General features: G+C 71.3%; 21 protein-coding genes. 5 read left to right on the forward strand and 16 right to left on the reverse strand.

From position 1 onward, the window contains the following. Positions 1–29: 29 nt before the first annotated feature. Entirely contained in the window at positions 30–995 is a 966-nt protein-coding gene (locus R6Y94_RS08870) for a helix-turn-helix domain-containing protein (protein ID WP_318395309.1), read from the reverse strand. Between the two features lie 340 nt (positions 996–1,335). Between R6Y94_RS08870 and R6Y94_RS08875 the strand changes: the two genes are divergently transcribed. Next, complete coding sequence (locus tag R6Y94_RS08875) at positions 1,336–1,692, forward strand: peptidase inhibitor family I36 protein (protein ID WP_318395310.1); 357 nt, start codon at positions 1,336–1,338, stop codon at positions 1,690–1,692. Positions 1,693–1,788: 96 nt separating this feature from the next. Next, positions 1,789–2,712 carry a hypothetical protein gene (locus R6Y94_RS08880; protein ID WP_318395311.1) on the forward strand — a complete coding sequence of 308 codons (924 nt, stop codon included), beginning with the start codon at positions 1,789–1,791 and terminating at the stop codon, positions 2,710–2,712. Between the two features lie 362 nt (positions 2,713–3,074). On the opposite strand, the gene R6Y94_RS08885 is transcribed toward R6Y94_RS08880, so the two are convergent. From R6Y94_RS08885 to rimP, 12 genes are all read right to left on the reverse strand, one after another. Beyond that, the gene (locus R6Y94_RS08885) at positions 3,075–3,605 is read right to left on the reverse strand and encodes a hypothetical protein (protein WP_318395312.1); all 531 of its coding nucleotides are present in this window, start codon (positions 3,603–3,605) and stop codon (positions 3,075–3,077) included. Continuing rightward, positions 3,605–5,242, reverse strand: a complete 1,638-nt coding sequence (locus R6Y94_RS08890; protein WP_318395313.1) for an alpha/beta hydrolase — start codon at positions 5,240–5,242, stop codon at positions 3,605–3,607. Before R6Y94_RS08890 ends, R6Y94_RS08885 begins: the two co-directional genes overlap by 1 nt. A 52-nt stretch (positions 5,243–5,294) precedes the next feature. Beyond that, entirely contained in the window at positions 5,295–5,606 is a 312-nt protein-coding gene (locus R6Y94_RS08895; RefSeq protein ID WP_318395314.1) for a hypothetical protein, read from the reverse strand. A 728-nt stretch (positions 5,607–6,334) separates the two neighbouring features. After that, complete coding sequence (locus R6Y94_RS08900; RefSeq protein ID WP_318395315.1) at positions 6,335–6,544, reverse strand: DUF6186 family protein; 210 nt, start codon at positions 6,542–6,544, stop codon at positions 6,335–6,337. After that, positions 6,541–6,948 carry a hypothetical protein gene (locus tag R6Y94_RS08905; RefSeq protein ID WP_318395316.1) on the reverse strand — a complete coding sequence of 136 codons (408 nt, stop codon included), beginning with the start codon at positions 6,946–6,948 and terminating at the stop codon, positions 6,541–6,543. Before R6Y94_RS08905 ends, R6Y94_RS08900 begins: the two co-directional genes overlap by 4 nt. A gap of 52 nt (positions 6,949–7,000) precedes the next feature. After that, positions 7,001–8,086 (reverse strand): DHH family phosphoesterase, encoded by a 1,086-nt coding sequence (locus tag R6Y94_RS08910; protein WP_412102716.1) that lies wholly within the window; start codon positions 8,084–8,086, stop codon positions 7,001–7,003. Next, positions 8,083–8,583, reverse strand: a complete 501-nt coding sequence (gene rbfA / locus R6Y94_RS08915; protein WP_318395317.1) for a 30S ribosome-binding factor RbfA — start codon at positions 8,581–8,583, stop codon at positions 8,083–8,085. Before rbfA ends, R6Y94_RS08910 begins: the two co-directional genes overlap by 4 nt. A 161-nt stretch (positions 8,584–8,744) precedes the next feature. Continuing rightward, the gene (locus R6Y94_RS08920; RefSeq protein WP_101370373.1) at positions 8,745–9,038 is read right to left on the reverse strand and encodes a DUF503 domain-containing protein; all 294 of its coding nucleotides are present in this window, start codon (positions 9,036–9,038) and stop codon (positions 8,745–8,747) included. 115 nt (positions 9,039–9,153) lie between these two features. Next, complete coding sequence (gene infB / locus R6Y94_RS08925) at positions 9,154–12,144, reverse strand: translation initiation factor IF-2 (protein WP_318395318.1); 2,991 nt, start codon at positions 12,142–12,144, stop codon at positions 9,154–9,156. Between the two features lie 93 nt (positions 12,145–12,237). After that, positions 12,238–12,582 (reverse strand): YlxR family protein, encoded by a 345-nt coding sequence (locus R6Y94_RS08930; protein ID WP_318395319.1) that lies wholly within the window; start codon positions 12,580–12,582, stop codon positions 12,238–12,240. A 15-nt stretch (positions 12,583–12,597) separates the two neighbouring features. After that, positions 12,598–13,653: a transcription termination factor NusA gene (gene nusA / locus R6Y94_RS08935; RefSeq protein ID WP_318395320.1), complete on the reverse strand. Its 1,056-nt coding sequence runs from the start codon at positions 13,651–13,653 to the stop codon at positions 12,598–12,600. Continuing rightward, the gene (gene rimP / locus R6Y94_RS08940; RefSeq protein ID WP_318395321.1) at positions 13,650–14,339 is read right to left on the reverse strand and encodes a ribosome maturation factor RimP; all 690 of its coding nucleotides are present in this window, start codon (positions 14,337–14,339) and stop codon (positions 13,650–13,652) included. The genes nusA and rimP overlap by 4 nt, the downstream gene beginning before the upstream one ends. Before the next feature lie 244 nt (positions 14,340–14,583). Between rimP and R6Y94_RS08945 the strand changes: the two genes are divergently transcribed. The 3 genes from R6Y94_RS08945 to R6Y94_RS08955 all read left to right on the forward strand — a co-directional run bounded on the left by R6Y94_RS08945 (position 14,584) and on the right by R6Y94_RS08955 (position 16,080). Next, entirely contained in the window at positions 14,584–15,039 is a 456-nt protein-coding gene (locus tag R6Y94_RS08945) for a hypothetical protein (RefSeq protein ID WP_318395472.1), read from the forward strand. A 37-nt stretch (positions 15,040–15,076) separates the two neighbouring features. Further along, positions 15,077–15,499 carry a ferritin-like domain-containing protein gene (locus R6Y94_RS08950; protein ID WP_318395322.1) on the forward strand — a complete coding sequence of 141 codons (423 nt, stop codon included), beginning with the start codon at positions 15,077–15,079 and terminating at the stop codon, positions 15,497–15,499. A 77-nt stretch (positions 15,500–15,576) separates the two neighbouring features. Beyond that, positions 15,577–16,080, forward strand: coding sequence for a nitroreductase/quinone reductase family protein (locus R6Y94_RS08955; protein ID WP_318395323.1), 504 nt, complete (start codon positions 15,577–15,579; stop codon positions 16,078–16,080). Between the two features lie 58 nt (positions 16,081–16,138). Here R6Y94_RS08955 and R6Y94_RS08960 read toward each other — a convergent pair whose 3' ends face one another. The 3 genes from R6Y94_RS08960 to R6Y94_RS08970 all read right to left on the reverse strand — a co-directional run bounded on the left by R6Y94_RS08960 (position 16,139) and on the right by R6Y94_RS08970 (position 18,587). Further along, complete coding sequence (locus R6Y94_RS08960) at positions 16,139–16,849, reverse strand: VIT1/CCC1 transporter family protein (RefSeq protein ID WP_318395324.1); 711 nt, start codon at positions 16,847–16,849, stop codon at positions 16,139–16,141. Between the two features lie 30 nt (positions 16,850–16,879). Continuing rightward, complete coding sequence (map, locus tag R6Y94_RS08965) at positions 16,880–17,737, reverse strand: type I methionyl aminopeptidase (protein WP_318395325.1); 858 nt, start codon at positions 17,735–17,737, stop codon at positions 16,880–16,882. 79 nt (positions 17,738–17,816) lie between these two features. Beyond that, entirely contained in the window at positions 17,817–18,587 is a 771-nt protein-coding gene (locus tag R6Y94_RS08970) for a 3-oxoacyl-ACP reductase (RefSeq protein ID WP_318395326.1), read from the reverse strand. Positions 18,588–18,864: the final 277 nt, after the last annotated feature.

Genomic DNA, 18,864 nt, shown 5'->3' on the forward strand with positions numbered 1-18,864 from the left:
CTGACGGTCACACTGCCAGACACGATCGCCTACCTCGCCAACCTTGCCGAGGCCGTGCCCTGGCGCAACAGCTCCCGGTGATCTGGCGACGGGCGTCCACCCTGGGTATGTCGCCGACGGTAGTCCTTGGGAGATATGCCGTAGACCGAGCGGAAGGTCCGGCTGAACGTCGCGGGGTCGGCGAAGCCCCAACGGTTGGCTACCTCGTGGATCGGAGTGGTGGCCAGTGCCGGATCGGCGAGGTCCCGACGAACCCGTCCAAGGCGCTGCTCACGGATCCACGCCGCGACGGTGACGCCCTCCGTCTCGAACAGCCGGTGCAGGTAACTGACGGAGATGTGGTGCTCGGCAGCGATGGTGCTGACAGTGAGCCCCGGATCGTGGAGGCGTCGCTGGATGAACGCCCGAATCCGCAGCGCCCGGGTCCGGCGATGGGTCTCCGATGGAAGTACGTTCTCGGCGTCGAGCGTGTGGGCCAACAACGCCGACAAGAGATCGATCAGGACCCCGCCCAGTCGTGGGCCGTCCGCCGGTCGGTAGCCGTCGGTCTCCCCACAGAGCCGGGTAATGACCCCCACCAGCAGGGCCCCGATTCCGCCCTTCCCCGGCAATCGCCGCGCCAGGAGCTTCTCGACCCTCTGCTCGGGCAGCGGCAACAGGACCTTGGGGATCTCGACTCCGATCATGGCCAGGTGCCCGCCGCCGATCAGACGACAGTCGAAGGGCCGGGACAGATCAACGACAGACAGGTCGTGTCGGCCGTGTACGGCATGCTTGCCGTCCTGGCGCACGTCGAGCGCTCCGCTGAGGACCAGCGAGATGTGGTACCGCTCGGACGCGGACTCCCGGAGCAGCCGTACCGTTCGCCGAAACTGCATCGGCTGAAGCGCCATGGGCCACACCTGTAGGGCGCCAAGTTGCAGTACCCGCGCCCGCGCCTGGAAGTCAGGGGCATGCTCGCTCGCCATTTCCATCGGCCCCATCAGTTGGGTCATTCGTTCGCACCAGATCGCAAACCGATCGGCCGCAGGAAAGTCCTCAGTCTGGAATGTGACAGTCTCCATCATCAACGTCCCCCGTCAACGATCAATAGAGCGGTCGCCTCATCACCATATCTCGACGCGCCGGACAGAGGATTTGTGACATCAGAGCCCCGGCCCCAACCTGCCGATGGCTGGGCCCGCCGGAGTGGCACCTCGAAGATCGAGCCACACGGGTGGACACATTGTCAAGACAATGTGTACCGCGCGTCAACGACCATTCCGAGCACCCGTGGCACGCTTGGCACATCGATCGACCCACAACGAGCCTCAGCTCGGAATGGAGACGTATCACGTGAAGCACAAGATCGTGGCAGTGTTCGCGACTGCTGCCATCTCCGTCCTCTCCGTCGGTGTCGCCGCGGGTCCCGCCTTCGCCGACTGCCCCGCCAACACGTTCTGCCTCTACGAGACCAACGGCTATCGAGACGGGGAGTTCCGGTTCGCCCCCACCACTACCTGTCTCAACCTGTCGAGCGGGATCAACAACGACGCGAATGCTATGCGCAACTACCGGAGCCACGCCGTCAGGATGTGGGACCTTCCGGGGTGCGGGGGCTCCAGCACCTACTACGCGCAGGCCAATTCCTACGACTCGAACTTCGGTAACAACGACTTCTCGAACAAGGCCAGCTCCCTCAAGCGAGTCTGAGGTAGCGACCGACCGAGTTCCTGAGTGATCCGCGTACACAGGTGCTGGCACACGGGGAGAACCGGTGTGCCAGCACCTGGCGACATTGGAGCGAGAATGATTCTGCGATCGGCACGAATTCTTGTCGTTACCCTCCTGGTAGCCGGCTGTGCCGCACCTGCGTCACCGCGGTCCTCGGAGGACGTCGAGCCCTTCCCGCCGACCGCTGAGGTCGAGAACCTGCGCCTACCGTTCGACGCCTACACGCTCTCGCTGGCCGGGCTGTACATCATGGCGAACGCCCAGGATGTGCTCACCCAGGAATGTATGGCGGCGAGGGGACACGACTGGGAGATCATTGAGCGGCCCACGGACCTGAAGGACCTGAGAAACCGCCGACGGTACGGCGTCATCGAGATGCGCATCGCCGAGCGGTTCGGCTTCCACGTCCCAGCTGGGCTGCTCACGCCGCTGGATGTCGAACAGCGGTACGACCGGCGCGACAACGCCCTCAGCGAGAGCCAGCAGTCCGCGGTTTTCGGTGCGGACGGGTGCGGACGCGAGGCGGCCACCCGGCTCCGGCCGGAGAAGAGCGCGGACCTGGATCTGCTGCGGAAGCTGGACCGCGCGTCGTTGGACGATTCCCAGCGTGAACAGCGCGTCGTGGTGGCGATGGACGCCTGGCGGGACTGCGTCCGCAACCTGGGTTTCGACTATCAGGACCCCTTCGCGGCCATGTCCGATCCACGATGGTGGGCGGATGACGCCGCCGCGGCGTCGAACGAGGAGGCCACCGCGTCGAACGAAGAGAGCACCGCGTCGAGCGAGGAGAGAGCGGTGGCTGTCGCTGTTGTTCGCTGCGAGGAGCAGACAGACCTGGTCGAGGTGTGGCACGCCGCCGAGGTGAAGATCCAGGAGGAGGAGATCCGGCGACACCCGGACTACTTCCAGGACCTCCGTGCCGCAACGGAAGCGGAACTCGCCGCCGTTGAGGCGGTGCTGGCGGGCCGGAGGTCTCCGGCGTTGCCAACCGGTCGATGAGGTAGACCGTGACGGTGGGGCGCAGCCCGAGGAGGAGCCGGACCAGCTCGGCCAGGGGTGGCACGTCGGGTCGGCGTCGGGGTACCGCAGGGTGACGATGCCCTTGCGCAGCTCGTGGCGGACTTTCGCTGCCGCAGTCGAGTTCGGTGAGGTCGTCCGGGCGTACCCCGAAGCGGACTCGGCCGCTGGGCCGTCCAACCGGTACCGGGCCAGCGGCGCCGCCTCGGTCAGCAGCACCCGACCCGTCGGCCGCCGCCAGCGCCTCACCGATCGCCGCACGACGTCGTGGCGTACGGATTGAACGCTTCTCCCAAGGCCGGCACGGACCGATCTCGCCGACCAGGGGTGGAACGACCGCTACCTCACTGCGGATCGGGCGTGCCGTGCTGCCAGACGCACGGCGAGCTGCCGATCAGATAGATGTCGACCGACCCCGGCGCCCGGTTGTAGACGGTGACGCTGATCCGGTAGCCGTCGGCCGGGTCCTCGACGCTCAGCCGGGGATCGCTGCGCTCCCGCAGGTCGTTGACCACCTTGTAGTCGCGCTGCTGCCAGTAGTCGGCCAGCTTCGGCAGCGCCTGGTCGGCCGGCCAGTTCGCCGGGAAGACCACCTCGTACTGCTGCTCCACGAAGACCCGGCCGGCCGGGCCACCGTCGGTCGGGTCGTCGCAGGGCAGCGTGCCGCTGTCGCCGAACGGCTTCAGCTCGGCGCCGGGCGGGAGCTGCGCATGGGCCTCCCGCAGGATCTGCTCGACCCGCTGGGCCGCCTGTACGGCGGTGACGGTGGGCTGCACGTCCTCGTCTCCTCCACATGCCGATGTCGCCAGGCCGGTCATCAGGGCCGCCGCCAGTACGCCGGTGCGCCAGCGCCGCGCGGCCATCAGGGCGGCCATCAGGTGACCTTGCCGTTCTGCCCGGTCACGATGTACGCGATGTTCTCCCGGGCCAGGTTCCCATCGTCCCAGTACGCCGAGTGGGTCGCCCCCTCGTTGTCCGGGTCGCCGGGGTTGCTGCTGAACACCCGACCGCCGAAGTCCTCCCGGGTCGGGTCGTTGCCGTGCGCGAGGTCCCAGTCGGGTACCCGCTTGATGGCGTCGTGTTCGGCCCTGCTGGCCCACACCTCCTGCGGGGGTACGCCCTTCAGCTCGGTAGCCGAGTTGGTGTCCACCCCGGGCGAGCCGACGAAGACCACCGCGTCGGCGTTGATCCCGGCGCCGGTGGCGGCGTGCCCGATCACCGTCGAACCGTAGCTGTGCCCGAGGACGACGTTGCGGGAGGGCTCTCCGTCGTGGGTCGCCCGCAGGCCGTTCTGGAACTGGTTGAGTTCCGGCGCACCGCCTTCGGCCGAGCCGTCGAAGGGTGCGTTCCAGGCGATCGAGTCCGGCGCGTCGTAGCCGAGCCAGAGCAGCGAGGCGGTCTCCTGGCTCGGGTCGACCCGCTTGGCGTCCAGGGCCATCCGGTCGGCCCGGTCGATGTCGCCGCCCACCTTGGACAGCTCGGCGCCGGTGCCGGGGATGTACGTCAGCACGTTGTCGGCGGCGTCCGGGTTGCCGACCGAGACGATCGCCCGGCCGTCGTCCGCGGTGGAGAGCCCGATCAGGTACGCCCGCGGCTTGCCCGGATCCTCCAGCCGGTCGTCGATCCGGTTCAGCCCGCGCAGGTTGCCGTCGATCCGCTCCCGCTCTTCCTTGATCTTTTCCAGTTCCGCCAGCGCCGCCCCGGCCGGGTTGCCGGCGTCCGGATAGAGTTCCGCGCCCCGCCCCTGCTCGACCATGGCCCGGATGTGCGCCTCCCGGGCGTCCAGGTCGGCCCGGCGCTGGGTCAGCCCGTCCAGTTCGCGGTCCAGCACGATCCGGTTGGCGATGTCCCGGTTCGCCACCGGTACCCCGTCGAGCGAGCCGACCAGCTCCGGATACTCCGACATGACGTACCGGCGCTGTGCCGGGGAGAGCGAGTCCCACCACTTCTTCACGTCGGCCGGATCGGTGCCCTTGGCCGGCACGCTGGACCTGTCCACCTTGGCCGATGGCGTACCGGAGGCGGTCGCGGTGTTCTCCGCGATCGCCTTCGCGGTCCGGGCGTCCAGCTCGGCGGCCTCCCTGAGCAGCGCGTCGCGTTGCCACACCAGGCTGGACATCGACCGCGCGGTCCCCTCGTTGGCGTGCGCGGGGTCCATCGTCATCGACCCGTCCGGGTTGATGGTGACGTGTGCGGCCCGGCCCTGCTCCACCAGCTCCTCGGCCCGGGCGGACAGTTCCGCGACGTCGGTGCCGTGCTGGGCGAGTGCCTGGGCGATCAGCAGCACTGGCGGAAAGGCGGAGTCGAGTTCCTTGCGCAGACCGTCGCAGTGCGCACCGGCCGCCTGCGACGCCGAGCCGGACTCCCAGACATCCGGCAGCCGCCGGGTCGACAGCGCCAGCGCGTCCGCCCGCTCGTCGGTCGACCTGCCGAGCCGGTCCCAGCCGGCCGCCGCCTTCCGCCACGCCTCCGGGTCGGCGTTCAGCACCATCTCGAAGGTCACGCCGCTCATCGGGGCGCCCCGCCGTCGGACACCGAGCGACCAGGTCGGCCTATCCGCGCGCTCATTGGACCCGAACCCCGCCGTGCCGCTGGCCGGCGCGCTGGTCCGAGCCCTGGTAGTTGTCGGCGGAGTCGATCAGGGACTGTCCGGCCGCCTCGATCCGGCCGCCGAGCCCGTTGAGATATGCCTCCCAGCCGTCGGAGGCCCTGGTCGCCGCGTCGAGGGTGGCCCAGCCGTTCACCCCGGGCCCACCGGGGGGCACCAGTTGACCCTCGACCGCCGTGACATTGCGCTTCAGTTCGGTGCCGTGGCCGACGATTTCGCCGCCCACCGTCCGCAACCCTGGCACGTTGACCCGCACCGGCTGCGTCATCACGCCTCCCCGTCAGACCTCGGGGGCGGTCACCCGGCCGACCGGGCCCCGTTGGGGAAGCAATATATCAACATCGACCTGCCGGCCAGGGCCGGGCAACTGTCCCCACCCGACACACGACCGCACCGGCTGTCCGGGACGGTCCGAGCCCGTCCGGCAGGCCGGTGCGGGCGAAGTCGTCCGGCTCGTCGGCCGGCACGAGCGACGATCGGAAACGGTACGCACAGGTCCGGCCGCGGCCGGGATCTGGCCCCTCACGCCGCTCCGAACTCGGTCACTGGCGAGTGTCAATCGACATCTGGAGTGCGCGACGGGCCTGCTCGCGGGCCTCGTCGGTGTTCTCCGGCTTGGGTTTGGTCGGCTTGGCGGCCATGACGTGGCTCCTTCCAGGGCGGGTGGCACCGCACGACGCGGTCCACCGCGACGGGGATCCTGCTGATCGGCCGGGACGGCGGGTCCGGGATCTCCGGACGAGACGGCCGGGACGGCGTGAGCCCCGGGTCGGTTGACCCTGGGAGGCAGGCGATCTGCGACGGGTTGCCACACCCGGTCACGGGTGGGATGGGTGCGACCACAACCCTAGGTATCGTTCAGTTCCCTTACCCAAGTTATCGTTCAGGTCCACATCCTGTGCTGCATTCCCGCCATACGGGACAGTACGAACCGGCAGATCTTTACGGCGCGGCTGGTCAGCGCGGCCCTGCGCGGACCGGGGCTCCCGGGAACGTTCAGCGGGCGAAGAAGTGCCAGCCCATCCACCACCAGAAACCGAACAGCGCGATCCGACCGACCGGCACCGGGCCGACCTCGTACCGCATGACATAGGCGCAGACGTCCCCGAAGGTGGGGATCCGGGAGTCCTCCCGGCGAGCGGCCCACTCCACCACCCCGAAGAGCAGCAGCGCCACGGTGAACCCGGCGATCGCGACGTATCTCATCGACGCACCAATCCCCAGAACGCGGCTAGCCACGCGAAGTAGCCGACCGAACGGACCAGCGAGTCGTCCAGCAGCGGGTCGGCGATCTTGGAGAAGGTCGGGAAGTCGTCCCGGGAGCCGAGCATGAAGGTACTGGCCTCGAAGACCCCGAAGACGAGCACCGGCAGCAGCCACCAGACGGCGCCGGACCGCAGCCGGTGCGGTACCGGCCGCCGGGGCACCCGGTTGGAGAGCCCGAGCCACACCAGCGCGCCGCCGGTGCCGATGGCGTAGATGTTCGCCTGCGTCGAGAACGACGGGAACTGCCCGCCGATCAAGGACAGAACGGTGAGGGTCGGAACCGTGACGACCGGTCGGTCCCAGGCCCGGGGCACATCCGCAGAGAGCTCCGGCTGCTGTTCCATGAACCGATTGTCCCCGGGCCGCCGCCCGGCGGAAAGCTAGATGCCCCCCGCGTCACTGCTGATCTTGCTGGTCGCCCCGGAGCGGTCCGCTCGCCGTGACGTCCCGGGCCAACTCGGCCCGGATCGCGTCGACGACCTCGGGTGCCGCCCCGTACCCGGTGAACCCGGCCGCCAGCCGGTGTCCACCACCGCCGAGGGCCACCGCCACCCGGCTGACGTCGGTGGCGCCCTTGCTGCGCATGGAGACCGCCCACTCCCCCTCGGCGACCTGCTTGAGCACGCAGCTCACGTCCGCCTCGGCGGTGCAGCGTACCGAGTCGATCAGCGGCTCCAGGGTGTACGGGCGCTGCCCGTGCCGGGCCAGGTCGTCCAGGGTCGCGTACGTCCAGACCAGCCCCTGCCCACCGGCCGCCAACGGCTCCAGCTGGGTACGCCCCAGCACGTCGCCGTAGAGCCGGACCGCGCCGAACGGCCGGGTGTCGAAGATCCGCCGGGAGATCTCCCCGGGGCGGATGCCGGTGGCCAGCAGCCGGGCGGCCATCTCGTGCACCGCCGGGGTGGTCATGTCGAACCGGAACGAGCCGGTGTCGGTCGCCAGCGCGATGTAGAGGCACTCGGCGATCCCCAGGTCGAGCGGCACGCCGAGCCGGACCAGCAGCTTCTCCACCACCACCGAGGTCGCGGCGGCGTCCGGGTCGACCAGGTGGATCCCGCCGAACCGGGTGTTCGAGGCGTGGTGGTCCAGCACGATGGCGGTGTCGGCCCGGTCCAGCCGGTCGGCCAGGTCACCGAGCCGGGAAACGGCGGCGACGTCGAAGCAGATCACCAGGTCCGGGTCCGGGTCGGCGGCGGTCGCCGGGACCAGCAGATCGGAGCCGGGCATCGCCTGGAGCGGCTCCGGCACCTCCGGGCGCCCGGGGAAGGTGGCCTGGAGCTGCCGTACGCCGAGCCGGCGCAGCCCGAGCCCGAAGCCGAGCATGCTGCCCAGCGCGTCCCCGTCCGGGTTGACGTGACAGATCAGGAGTATCCGGCCGTCGGCGGGAAGCCCGGTGATGGCGGAGACCGCCGCCGCCCACTCCGCCTCGGTCGGCTGTTCGGCGGCCGGCTGGGACACGTCGGCGAGCAGTGCGTTGCTCACCGCCGGCCTCCGCCGTCCCCGGCCGGCGGCCGGTCCTCGTCCCGACCGTCGTCGGTGTCGTCGGTGTCGTCGTCCTCGTCGGAGTCGAGCTTGTACGGCTGCGGCTCGCCCGCGTACTCGGCCTGGGCGGCCAGCCGCTGCACCTCCGCGTCAGCGGTACGGGCCGCCGCCAGCAGTTCGTCGATCTGCTTGACCTGGTCCTGCACGTCGTCGAGGACGAAGGTCAGGCTGGGTGAGTGACGCAGCCCGAGCGCCTTGCCGACGGTGCTCCGCAGCAGTCCCTTGGCGCTCTCCAGCGCGGCGGCGGTGGCCGCCTGGTCGGAGGCGTCACCGAGCACCGTGTAGAAGACGGTGGCCTCCCGCAGGTCGGGGGTGATGCGGGCGTCGGTAATGGTGATCATGCCGAGCCGGGGGTCCTTGATCTGGGTACGCACCACCGACGCCACCAGTTCCCGCACGCGCTCCGCATGCCGACGCACCTTGGCCTGGTCCGTCATCTCCGCACCTCCACGCCCATCTGCTTCCGGGCCGGACCGGCGGCGCTGGGCGCCGCGGCCGGACCGGCCGACCTGGGAAACACTACCCGCGCATCCTGCGGCCTCGCCGCCGCCGTCGCCATTGGCCGTACCGGCCGATTACCCCCTGGCCAGCGGCCGATTCAGTCATCCGCGCCGTGCAACCGGCGCCGTACGGAGAGCAACTCGACCTCCGGTCGGCCGGCGACCAGACGCTCGCAGGCGTCCAGCACCGTACCGACGTGCTCGGGTTCGGAGGCGACCAGGGCGACCGCGATCTGGGCGCGGCCGTGCAGGTCCAGCGCGCCCACCTCGGCGGCCGAGACCTCGAACTTGCGCAGCGCGGCGACGATGGGACGGACATAGGACCGCTTGGCCTTCAGGGAGCGCGAGTCCCCGGGCAACAGCAGGTCGAACAGGGCGGTTCCGGTATACACGGCGGGAAGGGTACGCCATCACACCCCCGCCGCTCATCGCCTTTCCGTCGCACCCGGCACCGGACAGGCCGGTGGCCGGAACCCCACGGGCTCCGGCCACCGGTATCGAACTCGCTCAGGCGCGCGGCTTCTCGCGCATCTCGAACGTCTCGATGATGTCCCCGACCTGGACGTTGTTGAAGTTACTCAACGTCAGACCGCACTCGAAGCCCTCGCGGACCTCAGTGGCGTCGTCCTTGAACCGCTTCAGCGAGCTGATCGAGACGTTGTCGGCCACGACCGTCCCGTCACGCAGCAGCCGCGCCTTGGCGTTACGGCGGATGACACCGGACCGGACGATACAACCGGCGATGTTGCCGATCTTGGACGAGCGGAAGACGTCGCGGATCTCCGCGCTGCCCAGCTCGACCTCCTCGAATTCCGGCTTGAGCAGCCCCTTGAGCGCGGCGTCGATCTCCTCGATGGCCTGGTAGATGACCGTGTAGTACCGGATCTCCACACCCTCGCGGTCGGCGATCTCCCGGACCTTGTTCGAGGCCCGGACGTTGAAGCCGATGATCGTGACCGCCTCGGATGAGGCACTGGCCAGCATGACGTCGCTCTCCGTGATGGCACCGACGCCCCGGTGGATGATCCGCAGTTGGACCTCCGCCGGAATGTCGAGCTTGAAGAGCGCGTCCTCCAGCGCTTCCACCGAGCCGGAACCGTCGCCCTTGAGCACCAGGTTGAGCGAGGTCTTCTCGCCCTCCTTGAGCTGCTCCATGATGGTTTCGAGGCTCGGCCGCCGGTGGGAGTTGGCGAAGCTGGCCGCCCGCCGCCGCGCCTGCCGCTGCTCGGCGATCTGCCGGACCGTACGGTCGTCCTCGGCCGCCAGGAAGGTGTCACCCGCTCCCGGCACCGCGGTCAGACCGAGCACCATGACCGGACGTGCCGGACCGGCCTCGTTGACCGGCTTGCCGTTCTCGTCCAGCATGGCCCGGACCCGGCCGTGCGCCCCACCGGCGACGATCGAGTCGCCGGCCCGCAGGGTGCCCTTCTGCACCAGCACCGTGGCCACCGCACCGCGACCCTTGTCCAGGTGCGCCTCGATCGCCACACCCTGGGCCGGCCCGTCGATCGGAGCGGTCAGCTCCAGCGACGCGTCGGCGGTGAGCAGGACCGCCTCGAGCAGTTCCTCGATGCCGATGCCCGGCTTGGCCGCCACGTTGACGAACATGGTGTCGCCGCCGTACTCCTCGGCGACCAGGCCGTATTCGGTGAGCTGCTGCCGGACCTTGTCCGGGTTGGCCTCCGGCTTGTCGATCTTGTTGACCGCCACCACGATCGGCACGTCCGCCGCCTTGGCGTGGTTGAGCGCCTCGATCGTCTGCGGCATGACGCCGTCGTCGGCGGCGACCACCAGCACCACGATGTCGGTGACCTGGGCACCACGGGCACGCATGGCGGTGAACGCCTCGTGACCCGGGGTGTCGATGACGGTCAGCGCCCGGTCCACACCATCGTGCGGCACGTGCACCTGGTAGGCACCGATGTGCTGGGTGATGCCACCTGCCTCGCCCGCGACCACGTTCGCCTTGCGGATCGCGTCGAGCAGCTTGGTCTTACCGTGGTCGACGTGACCCATGACGGTCACCACCGGCGGGCGGCTGACCAGCCGCTCGGAGGCGACCTCGGCGTCCAGGTCGATGTTGAACTGCGCGAGCAGCTCGCGGTCCTCGTCCTCCGGGCTGACGATCGAGATCTCGAAGCCGAGATGCTCGCCCAGCAGCAGCAGGGTGTCGTCGGAGACGGACTGGGTCGCGGTGACCATCTCGCCCAGGTTGAACATCTCCTGGACCAGCGAACCGGGGTTCGCGTTGATCTTGTCCGCGAAGTCCGACAGCGACGCACCGCGAGGCAGCCGGATGACCTGGCCCTGGCCGCGCGGGGCGCCCGAACTCATGGTCGGTGCGGACAGGTTGTCGAACTCCTGTCTGCGCTGCTTCTTCGACTTGCGACCCCGGGTCGGCTTGCCACCCGGACGCCCGAAGGCACCCGCGGCACCGCCGCCACGGCCACGACCGCCGCCACCGGGACGACCGGCGCCACCGGCCGGCGCACCGCCACCGGGGCCACCCCGGTAACCGCCGCCACCGGCACCGCCGCCACCACCGGGACCACCCCGGTAGCCGCCACCGGCACCGCCGCCGCCACCGGGACCACCACGGAAGCCGCCGCCACCGCCACCGCCACCGGGACCGCCGCGGAAGCCGCCGCCACCGCCACCGGGACGACCGGCACCGCCACCGCCACCGGGACGGCCGGGGCCGCCACCGGGACGACCGGGCCGCTGCGTCGGCATGGATGCCGGGCTCGGTCGGGGCGGCATCGAGGCCGGACTCGGCCTCGGCGGCATATTGGCCGGGTTGGGCCGGGGCCCACCCGAGGCAGCCGGACGCTGCCCGCCCGGCGTGATGCCGAACGGGTTGTTACCGCCACTGCGCGCCGGCGGACGGCCACCGGGCCGGCCGGGGCCGGGCGTCGGGGCGCCGGGTGGCGCGGGACGGGCACCCGACGGGGTACCCGGACGGGGCGGAACGGCGTTCGGACCCGGCTTCGGCCGGGTCGTGGGGCCACCGTCGGCCGGCGGCTCGCGCCGGACCGTGTCGTTGCGCTGCTGCCGAGCCGCCTGGGCGGCCTTGACGGTCGCCTCCTGCTCGGCCTTCAGCGCCGCCGCACGCGCCTCGGCGGCGGCCAACTCGATGTCGTGCGCGCTCGCCGGCTTGGCGACCGGAGTCACCGTCTGCGGCGGACCGGGCACCGGCCCCTTGGGCTTCGCCGGCGGCGTCGGCCGACGAGGCGGTCCGGGCTTCGCGGCGATCCTGGGCTCTCCCGGACCCGGCGCCGGAGCCGCCTTGGGTGCCGGCGGTGGCGTCGGGGCGGCGGCGGGTGCCGCCGGCTCCGGGGACGCGACGAAGGCGCCACGCAGCCGCCGGGCCACCGGGGCCTCGACAGTGCTCGACGCTGATTTGACGAACTCGCCCATTTCCTTCAACTTGGCGAGAACGGTCTTGCTTTCGACCCCGAGCTCCTTAGCCAGCTCGTGTACGCGGGCCTTGCCTGCCACTGCACTCCTCACTCCGAGGTCGTGCGGGCAGCACCCGCAGCGACCTCACTCGTGCACTTGAAGCCTGGTCATTTCTGGGACTTCATCGTGTGCTCATGTCGGTCGTCCTACCTTGCTCGGGTTCCGTTGCGTCGATCCCGCCCGGCCGGATGACCGGTCGTGGTCGTCAACGCCTTGGAGGTGCTCGGCCAACTCACTCGCGTCGGGTACGCCAGCGATACGCAGCGCCCGCCCGAAGGCCCGACGCCGCACTGCCAGCGTGAAGCAGGCCGGGTCGGGATGCAGGTGTGCTCCCCGCCCCGGCAGCTTACGGGTCGGATCGGGTCGGAGGCTGTGACCAGTCTCATCACCGACCGCGACGATCCGCAGCAGCTGGCCGGCCGGCGCTCGTTGCCGACAGCCCACACAGGTGCGCTTCGGCTCCGCGCGTCGTACCACTGAGAAAGTCTACCCCTACCCGGCCGAGATCGCTCCGTCAGCCTCGGCTGCGTGATCAGGACCGCCCTGCCGACCGGCCGACGCCTGGGTCGGCATCTGCTCGGTATCGGGCCGGATGTCGATCCGCCAACCGGTCAACCGGGCCGCAAGCCGGGCATTCTGCCCTTCTCGCCCGATCGCCAGCGACAGCTGGAAGTCCGGCACGGTCACCCGGGCTGTCCGGGTCGTCGCGTCGACCACCTCGACCCGGAGCGCCTTGGCCGGCGAGAGGGCGTTGCCGACGAACTGGGCCGGGTCGTCCGACCAGTCGATGATGTCGATCTTCTCACCGTGCAGCTCGCTCATCACCGCCCGGACCCGCTGACCCATCGGGCCGATGCAGGCACCCTTGGCGTTCACGCCCGGCACGGTGGAACGGACCGCGATCTTGGTCCGGTGGCCGGCCTCGCGGGCGATCGCGGCGATCTCCACGGTGCCGTCGGCGATCTCCGGCACCTCCAGGGCGAAGAGCTTCTTCACCAGGTTCGGGTGCGACCGGGAGAGGGTGATCTGCGGGCCGCGGAAGCCCTTGACGACGTGTACGACGACGCAGCGGATCCGCTGGCCGTGCTCGTACAGCTCGCCGGGGACCTGCTCGGCCTGGGGCAGCACCGCCTCGACCTTGCCGAGGTCGACCGAGACGATGCCCTTCTCGCTACGCGCCTCGTGCGCCTGCACCACCCCGGTGACCAGGTCGCCGTCCCGGCCCACGTACTCGCCGAAGTGCACCTCGTCGGTGGCCTCGCGGAGCCGTTGCAGGATGACCTGTTTGGCGGTCATCGCGGCGATCCGGCCGAAGTCGTGCGGAGTGTCGTCGAATTCCCGGATCACCGCACCCTCGGCGTCCTGCTCCTGGGCGTACACCAGGGCGGCGCCGGTCTTACGGTCGATCTCGACCCGGGCGTGCGCCTGGGCCCCCTCGGTGTGCCGGTACGCCGTCAGCAACGCGGTCTCGATCGCCGCGAGGATCGTGTCGAACGGGATCTCCCGCTCGCGCTCCAGGGCGCGCAACGCCGCGAGGTCGATGTTCACCGCTCCTCGCCCTCCACATCTTCGTCGTCGCCGTTGCCGACGTCGTCATAGTCATCATCGCCGGCACCGGTCGGATCGTCGTCGGCGATCTCGTCCAGCCGGCTGAACTCCACCTGGACCCGGCCCGGCCCGAGGTCGGGGTACGCCCAGCCGACCGGTCCGGCGTCGGTCTCCAACACCACCCGCTCGTCGTCGGCGGCGACCACCCGGGCGGTCACCTGCCGGTCCGCGGGTGTCGACGGCCGCTCGTCGGCGCCGCCCTGCTCCGGGCGCTCACCCGGGCCCCGCACGGTCACCTTCACCAGCCGGCCCACGTTGCGCCGCCAGTGCCGGGGCTGGGTCAGCGGCCGGTCCACGCCGGGCGAACTCACCTCGAGCTGGTATTCCCCGGCGACCAGGTCGCCACCGGTCTCCTCCGCCTGGTCGAGCGCCTTGGACAGCAGTCGGGAGACATCCGCCACGGCGTCGAGACTGACCCCGCCGTCGCCGTCCACCACCACCCGGACGACGTACCGCCGGCCGGCCCGGGACACCGAGAGGTCCTCCAGGTCGTAGCCGGCGGCGGTCACCACCGGTTCGATCACGGCACGGAGCCGGAGCCGACGCGCGGACTGGTCCTCGCGGGGACGGTCCGGAGTCCGGTGGCCCACCCTGGGCCGACCGGCGTTCCGGCCACGCTGCGTCATCTCCGCCCCTCTCTCGTGATCGCCGGGCCCCGCCCGGCAGCCATACCAGCGTGCCACCGGACTGTCGCGTCCGGCGGCTGCGCAGAGCGTAACGCGCTGGCCGCCGGAGAGCCCGATCGGCGCACCGACGACGGGCGTGGTGCGCGTGCCGACCCCGTCGGCGGCACCGATGGTGTTGACTTGCCGGGTGCGGACCGGCAACACGAACCAGACGATCGGCGCGGCGGGGCGGTCCCGGCGCGAAGTGGTGCGGGCGGTCGCCCTGGTGGCGCTGGTCGGTGCCACCGGCCCCCTCACCGGCTGTGGTCTCTTCGGCGGCGAGCCCGACCCACCGCCTCCGCCGGACCCGCTGGCACCGTTGATCACCGGCGCTCTCGACCTCGCCGCCCGGTACGAGGCCGCGGTCACCGCGTTCCCCGAGCTGGCCGACCGGCTCCGCCCGGTCGCCGAGGCGCACCGCGCGCACGCCGCCGAACTGTCCCGGGTGACCGGCACCGCCCTGCCGAGCGCCACCGCCACCGCCCCGGCCCCCGGCACCGGAGCCGGCGCGGTGTCCGAGACCCTGGGGCAGTTACGGGAGGCCGAGCAGCAGGGCCGGGACGCCGCCGCGAAGGCCTGCACCGCAGCGCCGGCCGCCCGCGCCGCGCTGGTCGGGTCGATCGCCGCGGCCCGAGCGACGCACCTGGAGGTGCTCCGGTGACCGGGCGCGGCGGCCCAGCCCGGGGAGAGGCGGCCTGATGTCCGAGGCACTGGCGGCGGCCCTGGCCGCCGAGCACGCCGCGATCTACGCGTACGGGCTGATCGGGGTACGGCTGAAGGGGGGCGCCGCCGAGCAGGCCCGCTCCGCCGAGGCGGCACACCGCAGCCGGCGGGACGGGCTCGTGCTGCTGCTCACCGAGCGGGGCGATCCGGTGCCGGCGGCCGAGCCGGCGTACGTGCCGCCGTTCGCGGTCACCGACGAGGCGAGCGCACTGCGGCTGGCGGTCGAGGTCGAGGAGCGCACCGCGGCGGTCTGGCGGGCCGCGCTGCCGGCGACCGAGGGCGCCGAGCGCACCCGGGCGCTGGACGGGCTCACCGACGCGGCGGTCCGGGCCACCCGGTGGCGCAGGGCGGCCGGGACCAGCCCGGCCACCGTGCCGTTCCCGGGCCGCCCGACCTGACGACCTCCACGCCCCGGGTTCGAGACGGATGGCGGTGCGGGCGGACCGGGGTGACGGTCAGCCGGCACACTGTATCGATGTCCGCTCTGGGAAGACCGGTCTCCGCGTTCGGCCGGGCCGTACGCCGGCTCGGTCACTCACGCTGGTTCGCCGCCTGCACGCCAGTACTCGTCCCGGTCGACCGCCTGGTCGCCAGGCTGACCCGGGGCCGGGTGGTGGCACTCGGCCTGGTGCCGTCACTGCTGATCACCACCACCGGACGCCGGTCCGGACGGCCGCGCAGCAACCCGCTGCTCTACGTGCCGGACGGCGACGCCTTCGTGGTGACCGGCTCGAACTGGGGTCGCCCCGAGCAGCCGGCCTGGGCCCTCAACCTGCTCGCCGACCCGAGCGCCACGGTCACCGTCGAGGGCACCCGGATACCGGTCCGGGCCCGGCTGGCCGAGGGTGCCGAGCGGGAGCGGCTGTGGAACCTGCTGGTGGCCGAGTGGCCGGCGTACCGGACCTATGTCCGCCGGGCCGGTGGTCGGGACATCCGCGTCTTCCGGCTCGAACGGACGTCCTCGCCGGGGCGGGACTAGCCGCTGCCCGGTGGAGCCGGCACCGGCGAGCCGGGCCCAGCGCGAGCGGCGGGCGCGGTCAGGTCACGCCGACGCCGATGAGCCGGCCGACCAGGTACGTGGCGGCGGTGGCCGCCGCGCCGAGCAGCAGTTGCCGGCCGCCGCTGACCCACCACTTCCGGTTGGTGAACCGGGCGACGACCGCACCCGCGACGAACAGGCCGACACCGCCCACCCCGAGCGCCAGCCAGAGGCTCGAGAAGCCGAGCAGGTACGTGATCAACGGCACCACGGCACCGACCGAGAAGCAGAGGAACGACGAGAAGGCGGCGGTCCACGGGCTGGGCCGCTCGTCGGCGTCGACGCCCAACTCCTCCTGGACGTGTACCCGCAGCGCCTCCTCCGGGTTGTCCCGCAGCGTCTCCGCGACCTGCTCGGCGAGGTCCCGGGGCAACCCCCGCTCCACCCAGGCGTCGGCGAGTTCCCGGGCCTCCCCGGCCGGGTTCCGCTCCAGCTCGCGGCGTTCCTTGGCGACCTCGGCGGCCACCTGCTCGTTCTGCGACTGCACGCTGGTGTATTCGCCGAGCCCCATCGAGATCGCCCCGGCGACCAGCCCGGCGAAGCCGGTCAGCACGATGCTGCGCGGCGCGACCCCACCGCCGCCGACGCCCGCGATCAACGCGATGTTGGTGACCAGGCCGTCCATCGCGCCGAACACGGCGGGGCGCAGCCAGCCACCGGAGACGTCCGCGTGGTGGTGCTCGCTGACCGGGGTGGACGCGTCCGTCACGAGTGTCCGTCCGTCACGAGGGCGGGTCCGTCACGGCAGGGTGAGGATCTCGTGGCCGTCCTCGGTGACCACGATGGTGTGCTCGAACTGGGCCGTCCAGCGCCGGTCCTTGGTGACCACGGTCCAGCCGTCGTCCCACATGTCGTACTCGTAGGTGCCGAGGGTGATCATCGGCTCGATCGTGAAGGTCATCCCCGGCTCCATCAGATCGGTCGGCCGGGGGCTGTCGTAGTGCGGCACGTAGAGCCCGCTGTGGAACGCCTCGCCGATGCCGTGCCCGGTGAAGTCCCGGACCACCCCGTAGCCGAACCGCTTGGCGTACGACTCGATGACCCGGCCGATCACGTTGATCTGCCGGCCCGGGGCGACCGCCCGGATGCCGCGCATCATCGCCTCGTGGGTCCGCTCCACCAGCAGCCGGGCCGGCTCGGACACCTCGCCCACGCAGAAGGTGGCGTCGGTGTCCCCGTGCACCCCGTCGAGGTACGCCGTCACGTCGACGTTGATGATGTCGCCGTCCATCAGCACGGTCGAGTCCGGGATGCCGTGGCAGATCACCTCGTTGAGGCTGGTGCAGCACGACTTGGGGAAGCCCTTGTAGCCGAGGGTGGAGGGGTAGGCGTTGTGGTCGACCAGGAACTCGTGCACCACCCGGTCGATCTCGTCGGTGGTGACACCGGGCTTGCAGTGCTCACCGGCGAGCTGGGTGGCCTGGGCGGCGATCCGGCCGGCGACCCGCATCTTCTCGATCGTCTCGGCGGACTGCACGTGCGAACCGCGCCACTCCTTCGGCCGCTTCTTGCCGACGTACTCGGGGCGGACGATGTGGGGCGGTACCTGGCGCCACGGGGAGAGCGTGCCAGGGGTCAACGGCGCACGGACGGTCATGACTTCCAGCCTAACGTCGCGGCCCGAGAGCGCTCACGCTTCGGTGACCCGGACGACACCCGGACGTCACCGGAGAACCTCACAGCGGGGTGACGTAGGCGCCGGTGATGCCACCGTCGACCACGAACTGGGCGGCGGTCATGAACGAGGCGTCGTCGCTGACCAGAAAGGCGACGGCGGCGGCGATCTCCTCGGGCTCGCCGAACCGCCCCATCGGCACGTGCACCAGCCGCCGGGCCGCCCGCTCCGGGTCCGTGGCGAAGAGCTCCCGCAGCAGCGGGGTGCCGATCGGCCCCGGGCAGAGCGCGTTGACCCGGATCCCCTGCCGGGCGAACTGCACCCCGAGTTCCCGGGTCAGCGCCAGAACCCCGCCCTTGCTCGCGGTGTAGGCGATCTGCGAGGTGGCCGCCCCCATCAGCGCCACGAAGGAGGCGGTGTTGACGATCGATCCCCGGCCCTGGCGCAACATGTGCGGGATGACGTACTTGCAGCAGAGGTAGACGCTGGTGGTGTTGACCCGGATCACCCGCTCCCAGGCGTCCAGGCCGGTGGTCAGGATCGAGTCGTCGTCCGGCGGGGAGATGCCGGCGTTGTTGAACGCGATGTCGATCCGGCCACGCCGGACCGCGACCTGGTCGTACAGATCGCGTACCTGCGCCTCGTCGCTCACGTCGCAGGCCACGAATTCCCCGTCCACCTCGTCGGCGGCGGCCCGCCCGGCGTCGGCCGCGATGTCGACGCAGACCAGGTACGCGCCCTCGGCGGCGAGCCGGCGTACGGTGGCCAGCCCGATGCCGCTGCCGGCCCCGGTCACCACCGCCACCCGCCCGGCCAGTCGATCACTGATCATCGCCGTACTCCTCCCGGGGATCGCCGTCCCCGGCATCCTCGCCGACTGGGTGGCCGGTGGTCGAGCACGTCCCGGACGTTGCCGGCCTCCCACCGGGCGTTGCCGATGGTGTGCCCGGAGTTGCGCGCCTCCAAGTTCCTCGGCGTGCGCGTCGACGACGGCGGCGAGCCGGCGCAGCAGCCGGGCCCGGTCGCCCGGCGCCACCTGCCGCCACGATTCGTACGCCCGCGGCCCGGTCGATCGCCGCGTCCGCCTCGGCGGCACCCGTCCGCGGCAC

Source organism: Plantactinospora sp. KLBMP9567 (genome assembly GCF_033446045.1).
Taxonomy (GTDB): domain Bacteria; phylum Actinomycetota; class Actinomycetes; order Mycobacteriales; family Micromonosporaceae; genus Plantactinospora.